General features: G+C 63.6%; 24 protein-coding genes. 7 read left to right on the forward strand and 17 right to left on the reverse strand.

The genetic code is table 11. The features are described from left to right. Positions 1–93 precede the first annotated feature (93 nt). From tilS to ybgC, 8 genes are all read right to left on the reverse strand, one after another. Positions 94–1500, reverse strand: a complete 1407-nt coding sequence (tilS, locus tag NKJ58_RS00200) for a tRNA lysidine(34) synthetase TilS (protein ID WP_023716078.1) — start codon at positions 1498–1500, stop codon at positions 94–96. Positions 1501–1551: 51 nt separating this feature from the next. Then, positions 1552–2634: a tol-pal system protein YbgF gene (gene ybgF / locus NKJ58_RS00205; protein WP_023733018.1), complete on the reverse strand. Its 1083-nt coding sequence runs from the start codon at positions 2632–2634 to the stop codon at positions 1552–1554. A 211-nt stretch (positions 2635–2845) separates the two neighbouring features. Next, positions 2846–3352, reverse strand: coding sequence for a peptidoglycan-associated lipoprotein Pal (gene pal, locus NKJ58_RS00210; RefSeq protein ID WP_023684182.1), 507 nt, complete (start codon positions 3350–3352; stop codon positions 2846–2848). A 249-nt stretch (positions 3353–3601) separates the two neighbouring features. Further along, on the reverse strand, positions 3602–4906 hold the full coding sequence (tolB, locus tag NKJ58_RS00215; RefSeq protein ID WP_023673841.1) for a Tol-Pal system beta propeller repeat protein TolB: 1305 nt from the start codon (positions 4904–4906) through the stop codon (positions 3602–3604). Between the two features lie 38 nt (positions 4907–4944). After that, positions 4945–6102, reverse strand: coding sequence for a cell envelope integrity protein TolA (tolA, locus tag NKJ58_RS00220; protein ID WP_023684181.1), 1158 nt, complete (start codon positions 6100–6102; stop codon positions 4945–4947). 7 nt (positions 6103–6109) lie between these two features. Next, a complete protein-coding gene (gene tolR, locus NKJ58_RS00225) occupies positions 6110–6562 on the reverse strand; it encodes a protein TolR (RefSeq protein ID WP_023673843.1) in 453 nt (150 codons plus the stop codon). 9 nt (positions 6563–6571) lie between these two features. Continuing rightward, positions 6572–7282: a protein TolQ gene (gene tolQ / locus NKJ58_RS00230; RefSeq protein ID WP_023673844.1), complete on the reverse strand. Its 711-nt coding sequence runs from the start codon at positions 7280–7282 to the stop codon at positions 6572–6574. A gap of 312 nt (positions 7283–7594) precedes the next feature. Continuing rightward, positions 7595–8065 carry a tol-pal system-associated acyl-CoA thioesterase gene (gene ybgC / locus NKJ58_RS00235; RefSeq protein WP_023824259.1) on the reverse strand — a complete coding sequence of 157 codons (471 nt, stop codon included), beginning with the start codon at positions 8063–8065 and terminating at the stop codon, positions 7595–7597. 65 nt (positions 8066–8130) lie between these two features. Here ybgC and NKJ58_RS00240 point away from each other — a divergent pair, with 65 nt between their 5' ends. Beyond that, positions 8131–9381 carry a glycoside hydrolase family 5 protein gene (locus NKJ58_RS00240; RefSeq protein WP_023684178.1) on the forward strand — a complete coding sequence of 417 codons (1251 nt, stop codon included), beginning with the start codon at positions 8131–8133 and terminating at the stop codon, positions 9379–9381. A 144-nt stretch (positions 9382–9525) separates the two neighbouring features. Here NKJ58_RS00240 and NKJ58_RS00245 read toward each other — a convergent pair whose 3' ends face one another. From NKJ58_RS00245 to NKJ58_RS00270, 6 genes are all read right to left on the reverse strand, one after another. Then, positions 9526–10428 (reverse strand): metallophosphoesterase, encoded by a 903-nt coding sequence (locus NKJ58_RS00245; protein WP_023684177.1) that lies wholly within the window; start codon positions 10426–10428, stop codon positions 9526–9528. A 136-nt stretch (positions 10429–10564) separates the two neighbouring features. Beyond that, positions 10565–11602, reverse strand: a complete 1038-nt coding sequence (gene ruvB, locus NKJ58_RS00250) for a Holliday junction branch migration DNA helicase RuvB (protein WP_352852691.1) — start codon at positions 11600–11602, stop codon at positions 10565–10567. Positions 11603–11645: 43 nt separating this feature from the next. Next, on the reverse strand, positions 11646–12266 hold the full coding sequence (gene ruvA, locus NKJ58_RS00255; protein ID WP_023737864.1) for a Holliday junction branch migration protein RuvA: 621 nt from the start codon (positions 12264–12266) through the stop codon (positions 11646–11648). A 10-nt stretch (positions 12267–12276) separates the two neighbouring features. After that, positions 12277–12783: a crossover junction endodeoxyribonuclease RuvC gene (gene ruvC / locus NKJ58_RS00260; RefSeq protein ID WP_023668769.1), complete on the reverse strand. Its 507-nt coding sequence runs from the start codon at positions 12781–12783 to the stop codon at positions 12277–12279. Between the two features lie 67 nt (positions 12784–12850). After that, positions 12851–13381 (reverse strand): protease adaptor protein RcdA, encoded by a 531-nt coding sequence (rcdA, locus tag NKJ58_RS00265; protein WP_023824260.1) that lies wholly within the window; start codon positions 13379–13381, stop codon positions 12851–12853. Positions 13382–13766: 385 nt separating this feature from the next. Continuing rightward, a complete protein-coding gene (locus NKJ58_RS00270) occupies positions 13767–14147 on the reverse strand; it encodes a hypothetical protein (RefSeq protein ID WP_023668767.1) in 381 nt (126 codons plus the stop codon). 311 nt (positions 14148–14458) lie between these two features. Between NKJ58_RS00270 and NKJ58_RS00275 the strand changes: the two genes are divergently transcribed. Next, positions 14459–15010 (forward strand): DUF2269 family protein, encoded by a 552-nt coding sequence (locus NKJ58_RS00275; protein ID WP_023694595.1) that lies wholly within the window; start codon positions 14459–14461, stop codon positions 15008–15010. A gap of 7 nt (positions 15011–15017) precedes the next feature. On the opposite strand, the gene NKJ58_RS00280 is transcribed toward NKJ58_RS00275, so the two are convergent. Then, a complete protein-coding gene (locus NKJ58_RS00280) occupies positions 15018–15788 on the reverse strand; it encodes a sulfite exporter TauE/SafE family protein (protein WP_023668765.1) in 771 nt (256 codons plus the stop codon). Between the two features lie 245 nt (positions 15789–16033). On the opposite strand from NKJ58_RS00280, the gene NKJ58_RS00285 reads away from it, so the two are divergent. Beyond that, a complete protein-coding gene (locus tag NKJ58_RS00285; protein ID WP_023728625.1) occupies positions 16034–16531 on the forward strand; it encodes a GNAT family N-acetyltransferase in 498 nt (165 codons plus the stop codon). Here NKJ58_RS00285 and NKJ58_RS00290 read toward each other — a convergent pair. Beyond that, entirely contained in the window at positions 16488–16925 is a 438-nt protein-coding gene (locus tag NKJ58_RS00290) for an Lrp/AsnC family transcriptional regulator (RefSeq protein ID WP_023704892.1), read from the reverse strand. The two genes, NKJ58_RS00285 and NKJ58_RS00290, sit on opposite strands and share 44 nt — an antisense overlap. Positions 16926–17054: 129 nt before the next feature. On the opposite strand from NKJ58_RS00290, the gene NKJ58_RS00295 reads away from it, so the two are divergent. The 3 genes from NKJ58_RS00295 to NKJ58_RS00305 all read left to right on the forward strand — a co-directional run bounded on the left by NKJ58_RS00295 (position 17055) and on the right by NKJ58_RS00305 (position 19873). After that, a complete protein-coding gene (locus NKJ58_RS00295) occupies positions 17055–17972 on the forward strand; it encodes a DMT family transporter (protein ID WP_352852692.1) in 918 nt (305 codons plus the stop codon). Between the two features lie 142 nt (positions 17973–18114). Then, positions 18115–18762 (forward strand): thiamine phosphate synthase, encoded by a 648-nt coding sequence (locus tag NKJ58_RS00300; protein WP_023684171.1) that lies wholly within the window; start codon positions 18115–18117, stop codon positions 18760–18762. Between the two features lie 46 nt (positions 18763–18808). Further along, positions 18809–19873 (forward strand): tetratricopeptide repeat protein, encoded by a 1065-nt coding sequence (locus NKJ58_RS00305; RefSeq protein ID WP_352852693.1) that lies wholly within the window; start codon positions 18809–18811, stop codon positions 19871–19873. A gap of 9 nt (positions 19874–19882) precedes the next feature. On the opposite strand, the gene NKJ58_RS00310 is transcribed toward NKJ58_RS00305, so the two are convergent. Next, on the reverse strand, positions 19883–20899 hold the full coding sequence (locus tag NKJ58_RS00310; protein ID WP_023742241.1) for a zinc-dependent alcohol dehydrogenase family protein: 1017 nt from the start codon (positions 20897–20899) through the stop codon (positions 19883–19885). A gap of 80 nt (positions 20900–20979) precedes the next feature. Between NKJ58_RS00310 and NKJ58_RS00315 the strand changes: the two genes are divergently transcribed. Next, the gene (locus tag NKJ58_RS00315) at positions 20980–21864 is read left to right on the forward strand and encodes a LysR family transcriptional regulator (protein WP_023747294.1); all 885 of its coding nucleotides are present in this window, start codon (positions 20980–20982) and stop codon (positions 21862–21864) included. Positions 21865–21951 lie beyond the last annotated feature (87 nt).

Consider the following 21951-nt stretch of genomic DNA (forward strand, 5'->3'; position numbering starts at 1 on the left):
GTTGGTGCCCGCTGGGACACGCGTCATGAGAGGAAACTTGCGCCTAACATAGGGAGAGCGCCCCCCCTTGCCAAGCATAACAGCACGTCTGGGTTAAGCTTTCGCGCCATGATCAACCGGCACTGTGGCGGCCAAAGGGCAAGCCGGGACAGGCGGTGCGCCGATCAACTCGGCGACGGCCTGCGCCAACACCAGATCGAAGCACGGCAGGAAACGGGCAAAGGGGGCAACGGCGGGGCTGACGGCGGCTGCCGGCGCCGACGCTACATCCTCTGCAAAACCACGGCATTCGCCGCCGCGCCACAGCGCCGGTTCCGCAGCCAGGGCGGCGCGCACAAGGCTTGGCGGCGCGCCATCCCCGGCAATCGGCGTTTTGGCGGCGGCAGCGGCGCCAAGCGGCGCGATCAACCATGCACCCGGACTGTCGCCCAATGTGATCGCCCCGGCTTCAATGTCTGGCGTGATCCGCCGGCGACCGTCCCAGAGCAGAGTGCCAGCTGCCGGCGCGGAACGCGGCAGGTCGCGCGATTCACGGCGCAGGAAGATGCCGTTTCGCCTGATATCGACCACCGTCCGCGACAATGTGGCGCAAAGCGGTCCGGCCCGCATTTGCTCGAACAGCGCTTCGCCGCGCGCCTGGTCCGGCAACAAGGCGGTGCCGCCCGTCGCCGCCAGCAGGACACGCAGCGCATAGACCGCGGCTCGCGTGTCGTCAGCTTCGGCAAGACCGGGATCGAGACGGATGAGACCCCTCGCCGGCCGGCTGGCAAATTCACCGATCAGGGCGGCGGCGCGGCGACCGAGTTGTTCGCGCTCGCCGGCGGCCCGCCTGGCCAGGCCGATCGCTTCGGCAAAACGCTGCCCGCTCCGGTCTTCGCCGAGCACGGCGCGGATGCGCGCGCGTTCGAAATTCGTGTCGATGTTGGTCGGATCCTCGACCCAGCCGACATGTTCGCGCTGCAGGAAGGCGCGCAACGCCGCGCGCCGAGCGCCGAGCAGCGGCCGCGCGATCCAGGTCCGCCAGTCATAGAGAGTGGCAGGCGCCATGCCGGCCAGACCTCGGCCTGCAAGCTCTCGCCCATCATTCCGCGCGGCTCGCATCAGGACGGTCTCGGCCTGGTCGTCGGCGGTGTGGCCGGTCACGATCACACCAATGCCTTGCGCCTGCGCTGCCTCGGCCAGCAACCGGTAGCGCGCCTCGCGCGCCGCCGCGGGCAGGCCGGCCGACGGCTTGGTGCCGGACCAGTTGAGCGTCCGGTGCGCGATGCCGCGCTCGGCACAAAGCTTTGCCACGCTGCGCGCTTCGACTGCTGCTTCCGGACGCAGGCCGTGGTCGATCGTCACCGCCATCAGCCGGGCTGTCGGGGCGCTGCGGTCGAGGTGAGCCTTGAGGAGAAGAAGGAGGGCGGTCGAGTCGCTGCCGCCGGACACGGCCGCAAGCGCGCCGTTGGTAAAGTCGATCTGCGAAAAATTCGAAAGGTCAGGCTCGGTATCGAGCATCAATGCATGTCGCGCAAAAGTGGTCCCGGTTCAGGGACGACACGGCAAAGACTAGCACGCCGCCAGCGCCCTCTCCTGCTTGACGCGTTCCTTGAGCGCGGCCGAAATATCGGGATAGCGCTTGCCGATCTCGCCGAAGGTGGCGCAGGCGACATCCTTCTGCTTGAGGCCGACCAGCGACACGCCAAGCTTCAGGAGCATGTCAGGCGCCTTCTTGGCCTTCGGATAGTCCTTGCTGGCGGAGAGGAAAACCTCGGCAGCGTCATGATACTTCTGCTGGCCAAGCAGCGATTCGCCAAGCCAGTAATGCGCGTCCGCCGCCTTGGCGTCCTTCGGGAAGCGGGCGATGTGGTCGCGAAAACCCTGCTCGGCGGTGCTGTAGTCGCCCGACAGGATGAACTGGTAGGAGTTGCGGTAGATCTCTTCCGGGTTGTTGGTGGCAGGCAGCGCCGCCACCACGGTGCCGTCCGACTTGCCGGTCTTAGCCCCGGCAGCCGGCGCCTCGGCGGCGGGAGCCGCACCTTCCGCCGGCGCCGCTGCCTGCGTGTTGCCGCCGGCGTCGATTACATTGCCGTTCTTGTCGACGGTGATGGTGCCGAAGGTCTTGGGCGGCGTGCCGTTGATCACCTTGCCGGGATCGCCGGTCTGCGATTCGACGATGACCTCGCCGACGCTCTGGCCGCCATCCGACTGCGCGCCGGCATCGGCCGGCGCCTGGTCTGCCGGGGCCTCGGCGACGCCGGTGCCCGCGCCACCGTCCTGCGGCGCGGCCTCCGATTTCTTCTGGGCCGGCGGCTGCCCGCTGGAGCCGCCTTCCAACTGCTGGAAGCGGAACTCGTTGTCTTCCTGCTGCTTGCGCATCTGCTCCTGCATCTGCAGGATCTGGAAGTTGAGTTCCTCGAGCTTGCCGTTCATCTGCCGGAGCTGATCTTCCAGCCCCGCGGCGGCGGTGCCGTCCTGCTGCTGCGCGATCTGTTGCTGCTCCGGCTTCTCCTTCTTGCCGAAAATGCCGAGCGTCGGCAGATGGAAGGAAAAGCCGCTATCCGCGGGTTGTCCGGTGCCGCTCGCGGAAGCCGCGAAGCCTGATACGAGCAGCAGCGCAAGCGTGCCGCTCAAGACCGATCTGAAATGCATGTGCCTCTCGCCGTGAATATCGTGAGCCTGTTCGCGCCTTCCGATCACAGTGGGACCGGCACGACGCCCTCGGCTCTTAGCAGGAGGCGAGACTTCGGCCAAATTTTGTTTCCGGGTTTGTTTCCGGGGCCGAAACTAAAAAAGGCGGCCACAAGGCCGCCTTTCGCATGGAGGTGTTGCAATTATGCGACTAAGGCCGCCGTCTTACTCATCAGGAGCCGGCGCCGGAGAGCGTGGTGACGGCGCGGCGATTCTGCGACCAGCAGGAGATGTCGTCGCAGACCGCGACCGGACGTTCCTTGCCGTAGGAAATGGTCTTCAGGCGGCTCGCCGAAACGCCCCTGGCGACCAGGAAGTCGCGGGTGGCGGCGGCGCGGCGGGCGCCGAGAGCCAGATTGTATTCACGTGTGCCGCGTTCGTCAGCATGGCCTTCGACGACGATGGCGTACTGCTTGTACTGGTTGAGCCACTGTGCCTGCCGCGACAGCGTCGTCTGCGCATCGGCGCGGATCGCGGTCGAGTCCGTGTCAAAGAAGATGCGGTCGCCAATGTTGACGGTGAAGTCCTGCGCCGAGCCCGGCGTTGCGGCACCCGCGCCATTGAGACCGAGATCGGCAGCGTTGTTCGGGGTTTTCTTCGAGGCGCAACCGGTGATGGCGAGCATCGCGATCAGGGCGATCATCGCCGGGTTTCTGGTAAGTGCTGCGATACGGCCCATGCCGCCTCTCCTTCGTATTCGAGTGATCGTATTTCGAGTGATTTCGTTGATCACCCAGTAACCACGTTTGGGTTAACCGGCATTCAAGAAATACGGTTAATGTTTGGTTTCGATCGTCCGTCCACGACCTTCAAATCCACGGTCACAGTTGGCGCGGACCCTAGGCGGAAATGCGGCCGAAACGCGACTAATGAATGGAAAAGGGGCCAAACGGGCCCCTTTTTAGCAGGTGTGGCAATTCGGCCGAAACTACTCCAGCAGCGGCGACCAGGCGGGATCCGACGCGAAATTCGCGGTCGGGATCGACTGTTCGTTGCGGCCGGTGAGATCGACGGAAACCAGTTTTGGGCCGCCGGCGGAGTCGCGGAAGAACATCAGCACGCGGCCGTTGGGCGCCCAGGTCGGTCCCTCCTGCTGGAAGCCCGAGGAGAGGATGCGCTCGCCCGAACCGTCGGTCTTCATGACGCCGATCTGGAATTCGCCGCCGGTCTGCTTGGTGAAGGCGACGAGGTCGCCGCGCGGCGACCACACCGGCGTCGAATAGACGCCGTCGCCGAACGAAATGCGGGTCTGGCCCGAGCCGTCGGCGCCCATCACATAAATCTGCGCACGGCCGCCACGATCGGAAGTGAATACCACCTTGCTGCCGTCGGGCGAATAAGAGGGCGAGGTGTCGATGGCGGTCGAGTTGGTCAGCCGGGTGGTCGAGCGGCTTCGCAGGTCCATGGCGAAGATGTTGGAATTGCCGTCATCGCGCAGCAGGCTCATGATCACCTTCTGGCCGTCGGGCGAGAAGCGCGGCGCAAAGGTCATGCCGGGAAAGTTGCCGACCAGTTCGCGCTGTCCGGTCTCGATCTGCAGCAGATAGACCCGCGGCTGGCCGCTTTCATACGACATGTAAGTGATTTCCTGCCGATTCGGCGAGAAACGCGGCGTCAGCACGATCGAGCGGCCATCGGAGAGATAGCGCACATTGGCGCCGTCCTGGTCCATGATGGCGAGCCGCTTCTTACGCGCATTCTTGGCGCCGGATTCGTCGATGAAGACGACGCGTGTGTCGAAATAGCCCTTCTCGCCGGTGAGCTTCTCATAGATCGCATCGGCGATGATGTGGGCGACACGGCGTTGATTTGCGTCGTTGGCGAAAAACTGCTCCCCGGCTATCTGCTGGTTGCCAAAAATATCCCATAGTCGGTACTGGGCGCGGATTCGGCCGTCCGCCTCCTTGCTCACGCTGCCGGTGACCAGCGCCTGCGCATTGATCACCTTCCAGTCGTCGAAACGGGGCTGCGCATCCGGATTGGCGATCTTCTCGATGAAGGCGTTCTTGTCTATCGGTGCGAAGAGACCGGAGCGCTTCAGGTCGGCGGTGACGATCTCGGAAATCTGCGCGCCGAGCCCTCCCTGGAAATCTGGGATGGCGATCGGCATCGGTTCGACATTGCCTTTGTTGACGTTGAGCTCGAGGGTTGCTCGAGCAGGCAAGGTGACGACGGCGTTCATGCCCATCGCCATCGCGGCGACCATCAGGAGCGGCTTGAGGATGGATTTCATGTCTTCTCGCTTCTCTTGCTGATTTCTGGGTGCTCAGGCTACAGGCCAAGCATCGCTCTGGGATCGAAGTTGACGCGAACGTCGGACCAAATGTCATGCTTTCCGGCGGGCACCTGCAGGCCGGCGACATCGCATTTCTGCACAGCGCGAACCGCGCTGCTGTCGAACTGGGGGTTGCCGCTGGACTTCTCGACGGTCGGACGGCCCTCCAGCTTGCCGGAGGCATCCAGGCTGAAACGGATCACCACGGTGAAATCCTCAGAACCCTCAAGCCCAACCGGGAGGGTCCAGCAGCCACCGAGTTGTTCTTCCAATGCCCCTTGCTCGGACTTCGACAGCTTCTGGCCTTGATCCTTGTCGCCGCCTAGCGATGCCTGTTGGGTCGAGCGCTTGGCGCCGCCGCCGGATGGCTTCTGCTTGTCGAGCAAAGCCTTGATGTCAGCCTCATTGAACTGCTTGTCATCCGACTTCGGCTTCGACGAGGCTTCCTTGACTGGCTTGTCAGCGTCCTTGCGGTCCGGTGCCTTCGCGCTTTCGGCCTGCGCCGGCTGCGGCTTCGGCCGTGCTTCGGGAGCAGGAGCGGAAGTCGGAAGCTGCGCTTCTTCCAGAGGCTGCTGATCCGATATGGCTTCGGCGACCGCATCGGGCTTCACGCGTGGCTTCGGCTCTATGGCGGCGGTCGTGTCCGGCTGCGGTGTTGGTGCAGGCTCCTTCACCGGGGTCGGCTTCGGTTCAACCTGCTTCACCGGCTCGGGCTTGACCTCTTCCTTCGGCTGCGGCTCCGGCGCCACCTCCGTCGCAGGTGTCGGCTTCGGCGCTTCCTTTGGCTTCGGCGTGTCCTCGGTCTTCGGCTTTTCGGTCGGGGTCGGCGCCGGAGCAGCCGTCGCTGTTTTCTCCACCAGCTTCGGCTTGGGCTCGTCCGTCACCGGCTTGTCGGTATCAACGCTGTTCTCGCCGATTTTCTGTGCATCTGGCACGATGTCGGGACGCTTGGTCGGCATCGGCGCCGGCTTTTCGTGCATCACCGCCTTCTTGTCGCCCTGCAGCGTCTGCGCAATGGCTTCCATGGGAACGATGTCGACCGCTATCGACTCGACATCCGTGGACGGCAGCGCGGCCGGCGCCGACAGGGTGAACAGGCCGAAAGCCAGTGCCACCGTATGCAGTATCACCGATGTGGTGAGGCCGGTCTTCATCGTGCGTCTACTGATCCTGTTGCTGCAGTGAAATCAGGCCGATATTCTTGTAGCCGGCGGCCTGGATGAGGGCCATCACCTCCATCGCGGCGCCATAGTTGGTCGCCTTGTCGCCGCGGATGAAGATGCGCTCTTCGTAGCCGGTCTTGGAAATCGCCTGCAGTTTGGCGACCAGCTCTTCCCTTGGGATTTCGGTCTCCTGCAGGAAAATCTTGCCGGCCGCGTCGATCGAAACGGTGATCGGCTGGGTGTCGGCGTTCATAGCCTTGGCCTTCGTCTCCGGCAGGTCGACCGGCACTCCGACCGTCAACATAGGTGCGGCGACCATGAAGATAATCAAGAGCACCAGCATCACGTCGACCATCGGCGTGACGTTGATTTCCGACATCAATGCATGGTGGCGGCCGCGCCGCCTGTGTCCGCGCCCGCCGCGTCCTGCCATGCCAACCGACATACCCATCTTCTTACCTCAGCCCTTAGGCGCTACTTTTTCATCGATTTGGCGCGAGAGTATGGCGGAGAACTCATCCGAGAACCCTTCCATCCGCACCGCGATCTTGTTCGCGTCGGATGACAGCTTGTTGTAGGCGATAACCGCCGGTATGGCGGCGAGAAGACCGATGGCCGTCGCCAGCAGCGCTTCGGCAATGCCGGGTGCAACAACCGCGAGACTGGTGTTCTTCGAACCGGCAATCGCCTGGAACGAGGTCATGATGCCGATGACGGTGCCGAACAGGCCGATGAAGGGTGCGGCCGAACCAGTGGTGGCGAGAAAGCCGAGACGGCCCTCCAGCTTCTCCATCTCGCGCGTCAACGCCAGGTCCATCGCCTTGTCGATGCGGGTCTGCAGGCCGAGCGGCGATTTGGCCCCCTTCTCGAAGCTCTTCTTCCATTCGCGCATGGCCGCAACGAAGATCGCACCCATGCCCGTGGTCTTGCGGTCGGCAAGCGTGCGATAGAGCTCTTCCAGCGACTGCCCCGACCAGAACACCTGTTCGAAGCGATTGAGCGACAGACGCATGCGGGCATAGCTGACCAGCTTGTCGACGATGATCGCCCAGGTCCAGACCGAGGCGCAGAGCAGACCGATCATGACCAGCTTGACCACCCAGCTGGCCTGTGTGAACAGCGCCCAAATCGACAATTGCGCTGCCGGATCGGCGAGTGCGGTAGTTTCCATGCTTCAGTCCTTAAGATTTTCCGGGCATCGCTGGCGGCTGGCCCATGGGCATCCCTTGTGGTCCGTTCGCGCTTGGCTTCCGGATTAACCCCAAAATGCACCGTTGGCGGCCTTTTCAGGGCAAATATTGGTGAAAGGAAGGCGCGCGGATTCTTCCAATCTTCACCGATCTCTTCATGAACCGTTATGGTTAAGGATGGGTTAGGAAATATGGCGCGGCGCATTGCCGCGCCAAGGCACGACGCGGGCCATCCATCCACAATCGAATGCGCTGCCGATTGGCCGCTCGTTGCCGGCCGGCAGGCCTGGATATCAGCTTGCTCCTGGTAGAAAGGCCGCGATCCATTCTTTCGGAAAGCGCTTCGGCCGGCCGTTCTCGCCGATGATCGCCGCCTCGACCTTTGCTTCGACCAGTACCTCTGTCCCGCGTTTCAATTGCTGCGCCATGACGATGCGAGCGCCGGAAATATCCTGCGTCGATGTGTCGATGGTCAGGATGTCGTCCATGCGGGCAGGCGAGCGGAAATCTATCTCCATCCGCCGCACCACCCAGACGATCCGTTCGCCGTGCTTGCCTTCCTGAAGTTCTGTGTGGTGGACGCCCGCCAGCCTGAGATAGTCCGAGCGGCCGCGCTCGAAGAATTCGAGATAGCGCGCGTGGTAGACGACGCCGGAGAAGTCGGTGTCGGCATAGTAGACCCGCGCCATCAGCCGATGGCCGAATTCCGTCAAGGCTCCGGAAAGCCCGCCGGCAAGCGCCGCCGATTCACCATGATCGTCCATCGCGCTTTCCTTTTTGCCCCCGGCGGGGCACCTGTCTTGCCAAAATCACCAGCGCAGCAAACCGGATGGCACTGTTGACGGCGAGGATCAAGACCTTGATGGCAGCGCTGCTGGTGCTGGCGGCGTCTGCGCTTCCCGGTCAGGCCGCGAGCTTTTCGATGAAGCGCGGCCTCAACCTCGACCAGTGGACGACCTGGGTCGGGGAAGACAAATGGAACGACCGACAAGCCATCCTGCCCTATCCGGAATGGCGCAAGTTCCTCGACGAGGGTGACCTCAAGGCGCTGAAGGCCGCCGGTTTCGACTTTCTGCGCATGCCGGTCGATCCCTCGCCGTTTATGTCGGATCAGACACTGGCGCTGCGTGACGACCTTTATGCCAGCGTGCGGGACTCGGCGCGCATGATCAACCGGGCCGGTCTGAAAGTGATCGTCGACATGCACCTGATCCCGGCCGGCGGCGGCCGCGAGATCGGCATGGGCCAGGTGATGGACGATCCCGCAACCTTCGACGCCTATGTCGAGGTCGTCCGCAAAATGGCGCGCACGCTTGCCACTGAGGACCCGGCGCAGGTCGCTTTCGAGCCGATGAACGAGCCTATCGTCGACTGCGACAGCGATGGCACCAGCCTGTGGCCGGAGCGTCAGCAAAAGCTGTTCGCGGCCGCGCGCGCCTCGGCCACCAGGCTGACGCTGATCCTGACCGGCGCCTGTTATTCGAATGCGGCTTCGCTGGTCAGGATCGACCCAAAGTCGATCCCCGACGACAACCTCATCTGGACCTTCCACTCCTACGACCCGTTCCTGCTGACGCATCAGGGCGCGACCTGGGCCGGCGATTTCATTCTTTATGTTACCGGGCTGCCCTATCCGCTGACCGCGGTGCCGCGCGCCGAGCTCGATGCGACGCTGGATGCGATCCGCGCCAAGATAAAAGCCGAGGCGCCATGGACCAAACGGAACGGCCTGCTCGCCTATCTCGATGAACAAGCCGCCAGCATGGACACGGACGAAAAGCTGCTCGGCGTCATGGATGCGCCGTTCGAAAAGGTCGAGGCCTGGGCGAAGGCCAACGCCATCAAGCCGGAAAACATCACGCTGGGCGAGTTCGGCATGATCCGCCAGGAGTATGGCAACCCCTATGTGATGCCGCCCAAATACCGCGCCGCCTATGTCAAGGACATGATCGCGCGCGCCGAGGCGCATGGCTTCTCATGGTCGGTGTGGAGTTTTGGCGGCGCCTTCGGCATCGTCGATGCCTTCAACGGCGAAAAGGCCGAACCCGCCGTGATGGATGCAATCCGCTCGCTCCATTAGCCCTAGGGCATGTCGAGATCCAGATCAGGCCGAGTCGGAAATGAGGGGTCCGAGAACCGGAACGGAGCGGACTTTGGTCCGTGACTACCGGAAGCGCAGGAACACCTCATTTGCAGGCCGGCATCACCTGAATACCGGCATGCTCTAACCGAGGTCGATCTGCAGGATCTCCGGCCGCATGCCAAAGCGCACCGGCGCGATGCTGAAGCCGAGCCCGCCTGACACGATCAAATTGCGGTCATTCTCGACGACATGGCCATAGGCAAAGCGGTTGCCGAAGCGGGACGGCACCACCGGTGAATAGCCGAACAGCCTGACCTGCCCGCCATGTGTGTGGCCCGACAGCGTCAGCGAAACCCGCCACGGCACTTTCGGGAAAATGTCAGGCTCATGCGCAAGCAGGATGATCGGTGCCTGGTCGGTGATCTTGGCCAGCGTGCCGTCGAGATCGTCGAGGCCTTCAAATTTGTCGCGGCCTGCGGCCTTGTTCGGTAACAGGGCCAGCTGGTCGGCGAGTCCGGCGATCCAGAAGCCGTATCCATTCTTTTCCAGACGCACAGCGTCGTTCTCCAGAACCGAGATGCCGGCTTCCTCCAATGCCTTGCGCGCCACAGTCGGCCCCGCTCCGGCCTGCTGCGCGAAAGGATCGTGCCACCAGTCGTGATTGCCGAGGATCGACAGGACACCAAGCGGCGCCTTCAGTCCTGACAAGGCCGGAGCCCATTCATGGGCCTCCACCCGGTTCGTCACCAGGGACATGCCTGAGATATAGTCGCCGAGCAGTACGATCAGATCGGGCTGCAGCACGTTCGCACCCTCGACGAGCGAAGCGATCCGCTCAGGCGTCATCCAGGGGCGGCAGGCGTGAATATCGGCAAGTGCTACAACGCGCAGCTTCAAGCCCGCCGGCCAATGCGGCGGCGTCAGCCGGTAGCGCTTCACATGGGTCAACAGCATCGGCTCGATGCCGACCGCATAGGCACTGAGCGACGCCAGCGAGAGGAACGAACCCCCGACGAATTTCAGGAACCCGCGTCTGGTGATCACTTTTCTGGCTCCGACGCTTGATCGGAGCAGTTCGCGCCGACACTACGACGCCCGATAGCATCCAGGAATGCGCCTTCACGCTGGCAGGCTTGAGGAAATTCTGCGCAGACAGCCCGTTCCGGAGGACAAATCTCCGTTACTCTTCCTGGAACAGGTTGATCTGCTGCTGCGCCAGATCCTTCGGTGCGTCGAGGCCGAGATGGCGCCAGGCATTGGCGGTCAGCACGCGGCCGCGTGGCGTGCGTTGGATGAAACCCTGCTGGATCAGATAGGGCTCGATAATGTCCTCGATGGCGTCGCGCGGCTCGGACAGGCCGGCGGCGATGGTTTCGATGCCGACCGGCCCACCACCGAAATTGCGCGCGATCATCGAGAGATAGCGGCGGTCGAGCGCGTCGAGGCCGAGCGCGTCGACCTCCAGCCGCGTCAGGGCTTCGTCGGCAACCTGCTTGTCGACGTGACCGTCGCCGGCAACGGAGGCGAAGTCGCGCACCCGGCGCAGCAGCCGGCCGGCGATGCGCGGCGTGCCGCGGGCGCGACGTGCGATCTCCAGCGCGCCATCGGCGCGAAGCGGCATTTGCAGGATGCGGGCGCCGCGCCGCACGATCTGCTCCAGTTCCTCGACAGAATAGAAATTGAGCCGCACCGGAATGCCGAAACGGTCGCGCAGCGGGTTGGTCAAAAGGCCGAGCCTGGTGGTGGCGGCGACGAGCGTGAAGCGGGCAAGATCGATCTTGACCGAGCGTGCCGCCGGACCTTCGCCGATGATCAGGTCGAGCTGGAAATCCTCCATCGCCGGATAGAGGATTTCCTCGACTGCCGGATTGAGCCGGTGGATCTCGTCGATGAACAGTACATCGCGGTCTTCCAGATTGGTGAGAAGTGCGGCGAGATCGCCGGCCTTGGCGATCACCGGACCGGAGGTCGAGCGGAAATTGACGCCGAGCTCGCGCGCCATGATCTGCGCCAGCGTTGTCTTGCCAAGCCCCGGCGGCCCGACGAACAGCACATGGTCAAGCGCCTCGCCGCGGCCCTTGGCGGCCTCGATGAAGACTTTGAGATTGGCCCGCACTGCGGCCTGGCCGACGAAATCGGCGAGCGTCTGCGGCCGCAAGGTCTGCTCAGCATCCTCGCCGCGCTTTTCCGGGGCAATGAGGCGGGGTGAAAGGCTCATGCGGCCTTCCTCGCACAGGGCAAAGGACCGGACAAGCAATCACTCACCGCGCCAGTTCCTTCAGCCCGAAACGAATGAGCTTCGAGGCATCGGCGTCCTCGCCGGCCGTCTTCAGCGCCGCCGCGACAGCATTGGCTGCTGTGTCGCGCGAATAGCCGAGATTGACCAGCGCCGAGACGGCGTCGGTAATCGGCGCCGGCGCCACGCCTTCGCCGAGCTCCTGCTTAAGGCCGATGGTGCCGGAGGCGGTTCCGGCATAGGCCGGCGCCTTGTTCTTCAACTCGGTGACGATGCGCTCGGCCACCTTCTTGCCGACGCCGGGCGCGCGGCTGACCATGGCGATGTCGCGCAGCGCGATCGCATTGGCGAGGTCTGCCGGCGCCAGCGTCGACAGGATGGCCAGCGCCACCTTGGCGCCGACGCCTTGCACATTGCTCATCAACAGCCGGAACCACTCGCGCTCAAGCACCGACTGGAAACCGTAAAGCCGGATCATGTCCTCGCGCACATAGGTCTCGATGAACAGCACCACCGCCTCGCCGGGCGAAGGCAGCGCGGCCAGCGTGCGCGCCGAGCAATAGGCGACATAGCCGACGCCGTGCACATCGACGAGGCAGAAATCCTCGTCGATCTCGTCCAGCGTGCCTTTCAATTTGCCGATCATGCGTGATCCCTCATGCCAGCGCCATCCTATAGGCGACGCTTTGCCGGTGATGCGCGTGGCAGATGGCGATAGCTAGCGCGTCGGCGGCATGTTCGGTGTCGAAAACGGCTTTCGGCAACAGCACCTTGACCATCATGTGGATTTGCTTCTTGTCGCCATGGCCAACGCCGATCACCGCCTTCTTGACGGCATTGGGGGCATATTCGGCGACGACAAGGCCGGCGCGCGCCGGCACCAGCATGGCTATGCCGCGCGCCTGGCCGAGCTTCAGTGTCGCCACCGCATCCTTGTTGACGAAGGTTTGCTCGACGGCCGCTTCCTGCGGCATGGCCGCATGCAGGATCTCGGCCAGCCCGTCATGCAATTGGCAGAGCCGTGTCGCCAGCGCCGCCTTGTCGTCGGAGCGTACAGTGCCGGAACTGATAAAGCGCAGCGAGTTGCCGAGGCTCTCGACGATGCCCCATCCGGTGCGCCTCAGCCCCGGATCGATACCGATAATGCGAATCGCTTCCCTCATGCGCGAAGTCTACCTCCGGCGCACAGCGATGTCAGGGAAATGTGAACAAACCGGAAACGGGAAGCGTTTAACCTCGAGCGAAAGCCGTATTCAGCAGCGTGATCTGGTCGGAAACCGGATTGGCGCGGCGGCCTGTTACCGGCGTCTCGGCAAACGCGCCGCCATAGATCTCTTCGTCCATGCGGCGCACCAGCGCCTGCAGGCGCAGCGAGCGGGTGACGAGGTCGAGGAAATCCTTCGGCAGTTCGCCCCAGCCGACCGCTTCGTCATGCGCCGAGGCGGTGTCGAGACGCACCTTGGATTTTTCCGAAGCGACCTGGTCGCGGGTCATCTCGCCGGAATTTGCCGCCCGCTGCAAAAGCAGCCAGGAGGCGACCTGCATCAACCTTGTGGTCAGCCGCATCGATTCGGCCGCATAGAGCGTCGCCGCCAGCCTGGACAGCTTCTTGGCCTCGGCCCGGCCCTTGCCGTCAAGATACTCGGCTGCCTGTTCGACCAGGCCCATGCCTTCCTGGTAGAGCGGTTTGAAGGATTGGGAGAAAACCCGGCGTTCCGCCAGCTTGATGGTTTTCGCGATGCCCTTCGAAGGCTCGTTCATCGATACGCCCCTGCACTGCCCCGTCGGCTGATTCGGCTTCTCGCCGTCACGCCGGCACCCTAGATGACTGAAGCTTGAAAATGCGCTTCGCCGCCGGCGAAGGCAAGCACATGTTTAACAAACGGTTAACGCCTGCGCAGGGGCGCCAAGCGGACCAAAAGCAGACAAAAAAAGAGCCGCGGATAAGGCGGCTCTCAGGAGTTTAACAGGGAGGCGTCAAACGAAGTGGCTCCAACCACTCGGTAAGAATCCAGATCACTGGATGGACATAGTAAACACCTGTAAAGCTTAATGAACCCTTAACGGCGCGGATATTTCTTGATCGACCGCTGCCCTTCTGTGCCGTATCAGCACAACGGAGCCCTAAGCCTGATCGTCGGCTTGTTCATGCCTTCTTCCACACAGCCGGCAAGGAAATGAAGGCGAACAGCAGCATTGCCGCATAAAACCCCATCGAGGAGGAAGCCAGCACCGGCTCGATCTCCGGATGGCCGGCAAGTTCAAAGTAAAGCCCAATCATCAGTGCGATGCCGCAGATTGCCGTCAGCCAGAAATGCACGACGGCAATCGTCTTTTGCCCGACCGCTGGAAACAGGTGGTAGAAGAAGGCAAACACCGCCGACATCAGCCAGCCCGCCACCATGGTGTGCGCGTGGGTCGGCATCTGCCCATGGTCATTGGAGATCGCCATATGCAGGCCGAGCGCCATGCCGCACAGGGAATAGATGACGGCCAGGGTGAAGAAATTTCGTGCTACGCCTTGCATGGGATACCCTCGTTGGTTGTTGCAGACTTGGTCCGACCGCGCGCGGCCAAAATGGAGCGTCGGTCGCGAGCGGCTTAGTCCCCGCAGGTTTCAGGATCATGCCGCGAAACCAGCCAATGCCGACACGGCGTCTATCCGGCAAATGCCGGGTATTGTGCGGGCTGGCGGTAAAATCCGGCGACGGCGCCACCGCAACAAGCCGGCACCCACGCGGCATCTTCTGGATACATGTACGGAGATAATCCGCCCTCCTTCGGAAGCAGACGCGCGATAGCAGCGTTTACCCCCGGAACGATGCACAAGGAGCGGCAATGGACTGGTATTCTCTCTTCAAATTCCTGCATGTCATGGCAGCGATCCTCTGGCTCGGCGGCGGTTTCGCCATGCTGCTGGTTTCGATACTCGCCGATCGCGACGGCGACGACGAGACGCTGATGGTCATGCTGAGAACGACGGACAAACTCGGCTTGCGTCTGTTCGTGCCGGCGTCTATCGCGACCCTGGCTTCTGGTCTGGTGCTGACTTCGCTATGGACCGGCTTCTCCGACCTTTGGGTCGTCATCGGCCTTTGCGGCTACGCCGCCGCGTTTCTGACCGGTATCCTCGTGCTGAAGCCTTCGTTCGAAAAGCTTGCCACAATGCTTGCCGCGGACGGCATGACCCCGGCTGCCATAGCGTTTGGGCGCCGCATGATACGGATCGTCAAGTTCGATTTCGTCATCATGATCGTCGTCGTCGCCGACATGGTGCTGAAGCCGACCGCGCACGACATCGCCACTCTCGGCGCCATGGCGGTCGTGGTCGTTGGTGGTGCATCGCTGACCTTTGCGAGCGCCCCGCGAACCAAACCGGCAGCCGCCTGAGCGGGATTTAGAGCAGGCCGGCGATCCCGTCCCAAAGCAGCTTGACCGCGACCACGGCCACGGTCGCGTAGGTGAAGGGATAAAAAATCTCCGGCCGCATGCGCCGCACCAGCCAGGCGCCGGCGATGGTGGCCAGCGGCGCCAGCGGCATCAGCACGGCCGACGCCGTCAGGTTGGCGGTGTCGAACTGGCCAAGCGCGAAGTAGGGGATCAGCTTCAGCGCGTTGGTGGCGGCAAAGAAGATCGCCGATGTCCCCGACAGCACCTTCGGATCGAGCCGGATCGGCAGCGCATAGACCTGGAAGGGGGGCCCGCCGACATGGGCGACGAAGCTGGTGAAGCCGGCGACGGTGCCCCAGAAGGCGGCGGCGATGCGGTTGGGCGCCGCCGCATGGTCGGAACCGTGGCGGAACTGGAGATAGAGCCAGCGCAGCACGAAGATCAGCGCGACAGCGCCGACGATCAGCCGCACCATCTCTTCGGTTACGAGCGCTGCCGTCAGCCAGCCGAGCCCAATGCCGATCACCGCGCCCGGCATCATGTCGACCAGCATCTTTCTGTCGTAGACGCCCCACCACGTCCACACCGAAACGATGTCCATCAGGCACAGGATCGGCAGCAGGATGGCCGCCGCCTGCACCGGCGGCATGGCCAGCGCCATCAAAGGCACGCCAACGAAGCCGACAGCGCCGCCGAAGCCGCCTTTCGACAGCCCGACAAGTATCACCGCCGGAATGGCGGCGGCATAAAACCACGGATCGGCGAGCAGACCTGACATGAACTGGAAATGCTGGAGGGAAGACGGTTGCCCTGCAATAGCCCAGAAACCCTTGCGCCGCGACCGGGAAAATGCCGGCCGTGTCGATCAACTGTGCGTAAAGCGACGGTTCCGGATTTACGGCAAGATCGCCGCCGATGCATAAGGGCGCCGTCCGATGCACATCAGGTTTTGACCCCAGGTTTTGGCCCCAGGTTTTGACCCCAGGTTTTTGACCCCAGGTTTTTGACCCCAGGTTTTTGACAATGAGCGAACCCCACATCCGCCGCGCCGAAGCGGCCGACCTGCCTGCCATCGTAGCCATGCTCGCCGACGATCCGCTTGGCCGCAGCCGCGAGGATGCGACCGAGCCACTCGCCAAGGCCTATCGCGACGCCTTTGCCGCCATCGACGCCGACCCCAACCAGTTTCTTGCCGTGATGACGGATAGCGGCCGCGTCATCGGCACGTTGCAGATCAGCTATCTCGCCGGGCTGTCGCTGCAGGGCGCCTTGCGCGGCCAGATCGAGGCTGTGCGCGTCGCCGCGGACCGCCGCGGCGAACGGCTGGGACAGCGTCTGCTGGAATGGGCGGTCGAACAGTGCCGTGAACGCGGCTGCAAGATTGTCCAGCTGACCACCAACAAGAGCCGCCAGGACGCGCATCGCTTCTATGACCGGCTCGGCTTCAAGGCCAGCCACATCGGCTACAAGCTGGAGCTTAATTCAGTGGCGGCGGACGGCGCCGGATCGGCTGCGCCTTGATGATGGCGGTGCTGGTCTCCGCCTTGTCGGCGATGCGGTCGAGAAGCTTGTCGAGCTCGCCGATGGAGCGCACGTAGAGCCGGGCCACGAAACAGTCGTCGCCGGTGACCTTGTCGCATTCGCCGAATTCCGGGATCTCCTCGATCAGCTTCTGCACGATGTGCAGCTTGCCCGGCAGTGGCCGCACCCGCACGATCGCCTGCAGCGGAAACCCCAGCGCCTCCGGGTCGATCTCGATGGTGAAGGCGCGGATGACGCCGCGTTCCTCGAGCCGCCGCAGCCGTTCCGAGACGCTCGGCGACGACAGCCCGACCTGCTGCGCCAGATCCTTCAACGAAGTCCGCGAATCCAGGATCAGGATGTCGAGAAGCTTTCTGTCCAACTCGTCCAGCATTTTCATCTCCTCGCAAAAGGGCAGCGCGCGCCTTATTAAATAAGGTGTTGTGCCCTTATCACCTTTCATAGGGCATATAAACCCTCAAGGCGGCATGAGATTATGGCCTCAACAGATAGAGGTATTGTCATGGACAACACGGTACGCGGCACGATCGAGATGACGGCGGCGATGACGATCGTCGGCACGATCGGCTGGTTTGTCGTCATGTCGGGCCAGCCCGTTATGGACGTGGTGTTCTGGCGCTGCGCCTTCGGCGCGGTGGCGCTGCTGATCACCTGCGCGGCACTCGGGTTGCTGCGCGGCAGGCTGACGCTGCGCATTGTTGCCATCGCCGCTCTTGGCGGCGCGGCCATTGTCATCAACTGGCTGTTGCTGTTCAGCGCCTTCTCCCGCGCCTCGATCTCGATTGCCACGGCGGTCTACAACACGCAGCCCTTCATGCTGGTCGGCTTCGGCGCGCTGTTCTTCGGCGAGCGGCTGACCCTGGCCAAGCTGACCTGGCTCGGCATCGCCTTCGCCGGCATGCTGCTGATCGTGCAGACAGGGCCCGATGCGGGTGTCGGTTCCGGCATAACCGGCACAGATTATGTCATCGGCATCGTCATGGCGCTCGGAGCGGCCTTCTTCTGGGCTGTCGCGGCAATCGTCGCCAAGAAGCTCAAGGGCACCCCGCCGCATCTGATCGCGCTGATCCAGGTCTGCGTCGGCGTCGTCATGCTGGCGCCCTTCGCCAACCTCTCGCATTTGCCCGCAGATGCCTGGAGCTGGGCCATGCTGGCCACGCTTGGCGTCGTTCACACGGGCCTGGTGTACATATTCATGTACGCCGCCATCCAGAAACTGCCGACGCATCTGCAGGGGTCGCTGTCCTTCATCTATCCTGTCGTGGCGATCCTGGTCGATGTCATGGCTTTCGGCCACCGGCTGCATCCGGCCCAGCTCGTCGGCGCCGCCGCGATCCTGGTCGCCGCCGCCGGCATGAACCTCGGCTGGACTTTGTGGAAAGCCAAACCAACGGTCGAAAGCCCGCAAGCCGTCAAATGAGCGGCAGAGCGTCGGCTCGCCGGCGATCGTAAACCAAAGCCATCTCATCGATCCCCGCCCGCCTGTTCAAGGCGGGCGCTTTGTTCTATGCCGCAATGCAACCATCTTCGCCCGGCATAGGCGAAACCCGGGATCGAAAGCCATGAACGACGCAACACCCCCCAACCGCTGCCGCATCGTGCTGATCGCACCCAAGGACGCTCCGGCGCAGCGCATTGCGGCTGCCTTCGACGGCGGTGATATCGCTTCCCTGATCCTGCCTGAGAACGGCATGGACGAGGCTGCCTTCCAGGCCTTCGCAGAACAGATCGTACCGGCCGCGCAAGCGGCCGGCATCGCCGTCATCATCGCCGGCGATACCCGCATTGCCGGCCGTGTCCAGGCCGACGGCATTCATGTCGAGGTTTCCAAGGACGCGCTCGCCGAGACCATCGAACACTTCCAGGGCAAGATGATGGTCGGCGCCGGCGGCGCCAAGACGCGCGACGACGCGCTGGAACTCGGCGAAACCAGGCCCGACTACATCTTCTTCGGCCGCTTCGGCTACGACAACAAGCCGGAACCGCATCCGCGCAACCTGTCGCTCGGGCAATGGTGGGCGGACGTGATTGAGATCCCTTGCGTCGTCATGGCCGGTTCCGCCATCGCTTCGGTAGAAGCGGTGGCCGCCACTGGCGCCGAGTTCGTGGCGCTGTCCAGCGCCGTCTTGGCCGAAGGCGCCGATCCGAAGGCGGCGATTGCCGCCGCCAATGCGCTGCTCGACCAAACCGCGCCGCGCTTCGAGGGCTGACGTGCGCCGACATGGACTTCCTCTCGCGGTTCTCGTTGCGGCCTTGATGAGCGGGGCAGCGATCGCGGCGGAGACCGTTCCGCTGCCGCAGCCGAGGCCGGACACCAGCGCGCCCGCCCTCAGCGTGCCGGATGCGGTCGCCCCCGATACGGGTGCCCCGAAAGCCGGTGCCACGGATTCCGGCGTCCATATCGAAAAGCCGATCGACACCCCGCTGCCGCAGCCCGCGACAACCGCGCCGCTGCCGTCGGCCGACGCGATCAACCCAGAGCGTTTCGGCGCCAAGCCGGCGGACCCCGCCTATGGCGCTTTCCAGCGCGGTCTTTACAAGACCGCCTACAATCTGGCGCTGGTGCGGGCCAAGAATGGCGACCCGGCGGCGCAAACGCTGGTGGCCGAGATCCTGTCGCGCGGGTTGGGCGTGCCGCTCAACCCAGCGGAAGCCGCCAAATGGTATGCGCAGGCCGCCGAGCAGGGGATTCCTGAATCGCAGTTCCAGTATGCGCTGATGCTGCTCGACGGCCGCTACGTCAAGAAGGACGAGAAGGGAGCTTATGCGTTGATGCAGGCCGCCGCCGAGGCCGGCAACCGGCTGGCGCAGTTCAACTTCGCGCAATTGCTCGTGCAGCAGGATCCGGGCGATGCCGGCCTCGCCAGGGCTGTGCCTTATTATGAGCGTGCCGCGGCGACAGGGCTTGCCGACGCCCAGTATGCGATGGCGCAGGTTTATGCCAATGGCGTCGGCGGCAAAACCCGCGACGATGCAAAGGCCCGCAGCTTGCTGGCACAGGCTGCCAGGCAGAACTACGACACCGCGCAGATCGATCTTGCCGCCTGGATGATCGAGGGCCGGGGCGGTGTTCGCGACCTGAAATCCGGCTTCAACTGGATGAAGCAGGCAGCTGAAGGCGGCAATGTCGCTGCCCAGAACCGGTTGGCAAAGCTCTATATGGGCGGCATCGGAACCGACCCCGACCTGATCCTGGCCGGGGCCTGGTATGTGGTCGCCCGCCGCGCCGGCCTTATCGATCCGGAGATGGACGATTTCCTGCAAGGGCTGACCGACGATCAGACAAAGCAAGCCTTGCAGAAGGCCAACCGCCTGCCCTGACACGCAACGTCACTGTGTATGATCCAGCACGACCTTGCCGAAGGGAGAGCCGTGTTCGAGATGGCGAAAGGCCTGCGCTGCCTCTGCCCATGGGAAGACCCGGTCGATCACCGGCCGCAGCCGATTGACGGCGAGCGCCCGGTTCATCGCTTCGAAGGACTCGCGCGAGCCGACCGGTATGCCGCGTGCTTTCACCTGGCGTCGGAAGATGTCGAGCGGATTGATCACCCCTTCGCTGCCGCCGAGATAGCCGATGACGTTGATCTGGGCGCCGCGCGCCGACGCCTTGAGCGACTGCGCGAAACTCTGGGGACCACCGACTTCGATGATGTGGTCCGCGCCGCGGCCATCGGTCAGCGCCAGCACGGCCGACGACCAGTCCGGATTGTCGCGGTAGTTGATGCCGTGATGCGCGCCAAGCCCCTTCGCCCGGGCAAGCTTCTCATCGCTGCTCGACGTAACAATGACGCGCGCGCCGGCCGCCCTTGCCAACTGCACGGCAAACAGCGACACGCCGCCGGTGCCGAGGCTGAGCACGGTTTCGCCTGGCTTGAGCTTGCCCTCGGTGAACAACGCATGCCAGGCAGTGACCGCGGCGCAAGGCAACGTCGCCGCCTCGACATCGCTGAGCTGCGCCGGGGCGATGACCGCCGCCTGTTCGTCCAGCCGGGCGAATTCGCTTAGCAGCCCATCGATGGGGCCACCGCGCTGGTATGAGGGTTCGGCCATGGCGAAGCTGCCGCCGACCCATCGCTGCCAGAACGTGCCGCAGACCCGGTCGCCGACCTTGAAGCGGCTGACCTCGGAGCCAACCGCAACGACCTCGCCGACGCCGTCGGAAAGCGGCACCAGCGGCAAGGGGAATGTCGTGTGATAGCTGCCGCGCGCGATCTCGACATCGCGGTAGTTGAGCGCCGTCGCCTTGACGCGGACGATCATCTCCTGACGGCCGGGTTCCGGCGTTGGCCGTTCGACCATCATGAGATTGTCGATGCCGCCTGGGCTCTGCAGTTCGATTGCCTTCATTGTCATTGTCCTTCCGTTTGAAAGGAAAATCGCTTGCCAGGCGGTGGATTTCAAATTCATAATGTTCAGAATGATTATGCTTGCAAAACATCGTTCTGACTATGCTTGAGGAATTGCGCACGCTCGCCCTGTTTGCCGAGGAGGGCTCGATCCAGAAGGTCGCCCGGCGCCTGCCGCTGACGCAGCCGGCTGTGACCCGGCAAATCCAGCGGCTGGAGGACATGCTTGGCACGACGCTGCTCGACCGCCGGCAAAAGCCGCCGCGACTGACGCCGACGGGGCTGGGAGTGCTGGCGCGCGGACGCGATATCATCGCTTCCGTAGAAGCGCTGAAATCCTTCGCCGGAAAGACCGAGCCGGAAGGTCTGTTCCGCCTTGGCCTCGCTCATGGCCTCTCGGACCGCGACATCGCCGGGGCCATCGCCAACGCCGCGGCGGCGTTCCCGAAAGTGTCGCTACGGCTCAAGACCGGCTGGAGCGCCGAACTGATCGATCAATTCGAACGCGGCGAGCTCGATGTGACGATTGTTCTGCGATCGTCGGACAAGCCAGGTCCGGAAGCGCTTGGCACTGAACGTCTTGGCGTCATAGCTGCGTCCACCGTCGCCGATCCGGAAGACGGTGGCCGGACACCCATGCCGTGGGTGCTTAGTCCGGCACCTTGCGACGCGCGCCAGAAGCTCACGTCCGTTCTGGTCGGCGGAAGGCGTTATTTCGAGATCGCGGCGGAGATACAGGATCCGGCCTTGCAGATGGAATGGGTCCGTCGGGGGCACGGCCTTGGGCTAGTGCCGTTGCGTCTTGCAAGGCGCGGACTTCCCGACGGCCTCATGCTGGTCAACACGGAAGATGTCGACCTTTCCTTGCAGGTCGCCGCACTTCGTTCGCCTCATCTCAACCGGCAGACTGAGGCTGCGGACGCCATCGTCGAGGCCGTCGGCAAAGTCATTGCGGCCCAGGTTTGAGGCTAGCAGCCCTTGTCGGGCGATCTGGCATCCCTTGCCTCTCCTGCCGATTTGTGGTCTTGGGAGCCCGAAATCGCTTATCCAGCG

The sequence above is a fragment of the Mesorhizobium sp. M0139 genome, assembly GCF_040322455.1.
In the GTDB taxonomy this organism is placed as follows: domain Bacteria; phylum Pseudomonadota; class Alphaproteobacteria; order Rhizobiales; family Rhizobiaceae; genus Mesorhizobium.

Excerpts from the sequence above, each read along its gene's own strand:
- NKJ58_RS00285 (WP_023728625.1), top strand. The coding sequence starts at position 16,034 with ATGAGCGAACCCCACATCCGCCGCGCCGAAGCGGCCGACCTGCCTGCC.
- NKJ58_RS00305 (WP_352852693.1), top strand. The coding sequence starts at position 18,809 with ATGAGCGGGGCAGCGATCGCGGCGGAGACCGTTCCGCTGCCGCAGCCG.
- NKJ58_RS00310 (WP_023742241.1), bottom strand. The coding sequence starts at position 20,899 with ATGAAGGCAATCGAACTGCAGAGCCCAGGCGGCATCGACAATCTCATG.
- tolQ (WP_023673844.1), bottom strand. The coding sequence starts at position 7,282 with ATGGAAACTACCGCACTCGCCGATCCGGCAGCGCAATTGTCGATTTGG.
- rcdA (WP_023824260.1), bottom strand. The coding sequence starts at position 13,381 with ATGAACGAGCCTTCGAAGGGCATCGCGAAAACCATCAAGCTGGCGGAA.
- NKJ58_RS00300 (WP_023684171.1), top strand. The coding sequence starts at position 18,115 with ATGAACGACGCAACACCCCCCAACCGCTGCCGCATCGTGCTGATCGCA.
- ybgC (WP_023824259.1), bottom strand. The coding sequence starts at position 8,065 with ATGGACGATCATGGTGAATCGGCGGCGCTTGCCGGCGGGCTTTCCGGA.
- NKJ58_RS00240 (WP_023684178.1), top strand. The coding sequence starts at position 8,131 with ATGGCACTGTTGACGGCGAGGATCAAGACCTTGATGGCAGCGCTGCTG.
- ruvB (WP_352852691.1), bottom strand. The coding sequence starts at position 11,602 with ATGAGCCTTTCACCCCGCCTCATTGCCCCGGAAAAGCGCGGCGAGGAT.
- ybgF (WP_023733018.1), bottom strand. The coding sequence starts at position 2,634 with ATGCATTTCAGATCGGTCTTGAGCGGCACGCTTGCGCTGCTGCTCGTA.
- tolR (WP_023673843.1), bottom strand. The coding sequence starts at position 6,562 with ATGGGTATGTCGGTTGGCATGGCAGGACGCGGCGGGCGCGGACACAGG.
- pal (WP_023684182.1), bottom strand. The coding sequence starts at position 3,352 with ATGGGCCGTATCGCAGCACTTACCAGAAACCCGGCGATGATCGCCCTG.
- tilS (WP_023716078.1), bottom strand. The coding sequence starts at position 1,500 with ATGCTCGATACCGAGCCTGACCTTTCGAATTTTTCGCAGATCGACTTT.
- NKJ58_RS00270 (WP_023668767.1), bottom strand. The coding sequence starts at position 14,147 with ATGCAAGGCGTAGCACGAAATTTCTTCACCCTGGCCGTCATCTATTCC.
- NKJ58_RS00275 (WP_023694595.1), top strand. The coding sequence starts at position 14,459 with ATGGACTGGTATTCTCTCTTCAAATTCCTGCATGTCATGGCAGCGATC.
- ruvA (WP_023737864.1), bottom strand. The coding sequence starts at position 12,266 with ATGATCGGCAAATTGAAAGGCACGCTGGACGAGATCGACGAGGATTTC.
- NKJ58_RS00280 (WP_023668765.1), bottom strand. The coding sequence starts at position 15,788 with ATGTCAGGTCTGCTCGCCGATCCGTGGTTTTATGCCGCCGCCATTCCG.
- NKJ58_RS00295 (WP_352852692.1), top strand. The coding sequence starts at position 17,055 with ATGGACAACACGGTACGCGGCACGATCGAGATGACGGCGGCGATGACG.
- NKJ58_RS00290 (WP_023704892.1), bottom strand. The coding sequence starts at position 16,925 with ATGCTGGACGAGTTGGACAGAAAGCTTCTCGACATCCTGATCCTGGAT.
- ruvC (WP_023668769.1), bottom strand. The coding sequence starts at position 12,783 with ATGAGGGAAGCGATTCGCATTATCGGTATCGATCCGGGGCTGAGGCGC.
- tolA (WP_023684181.1), bottom strand. The coding sequence starts at position 6,102 with ATGAAGACCGGCCTCACCACATCGGTGATACTGCATACGGTGGCACTG.
- tolB (WP_023673841.1), bottom strand. The coding sequence starts at position 4,906 with ATGAAATCCATCCTCAAGCCGCTCCTGATGGTCGCCGCGATGGCGATG.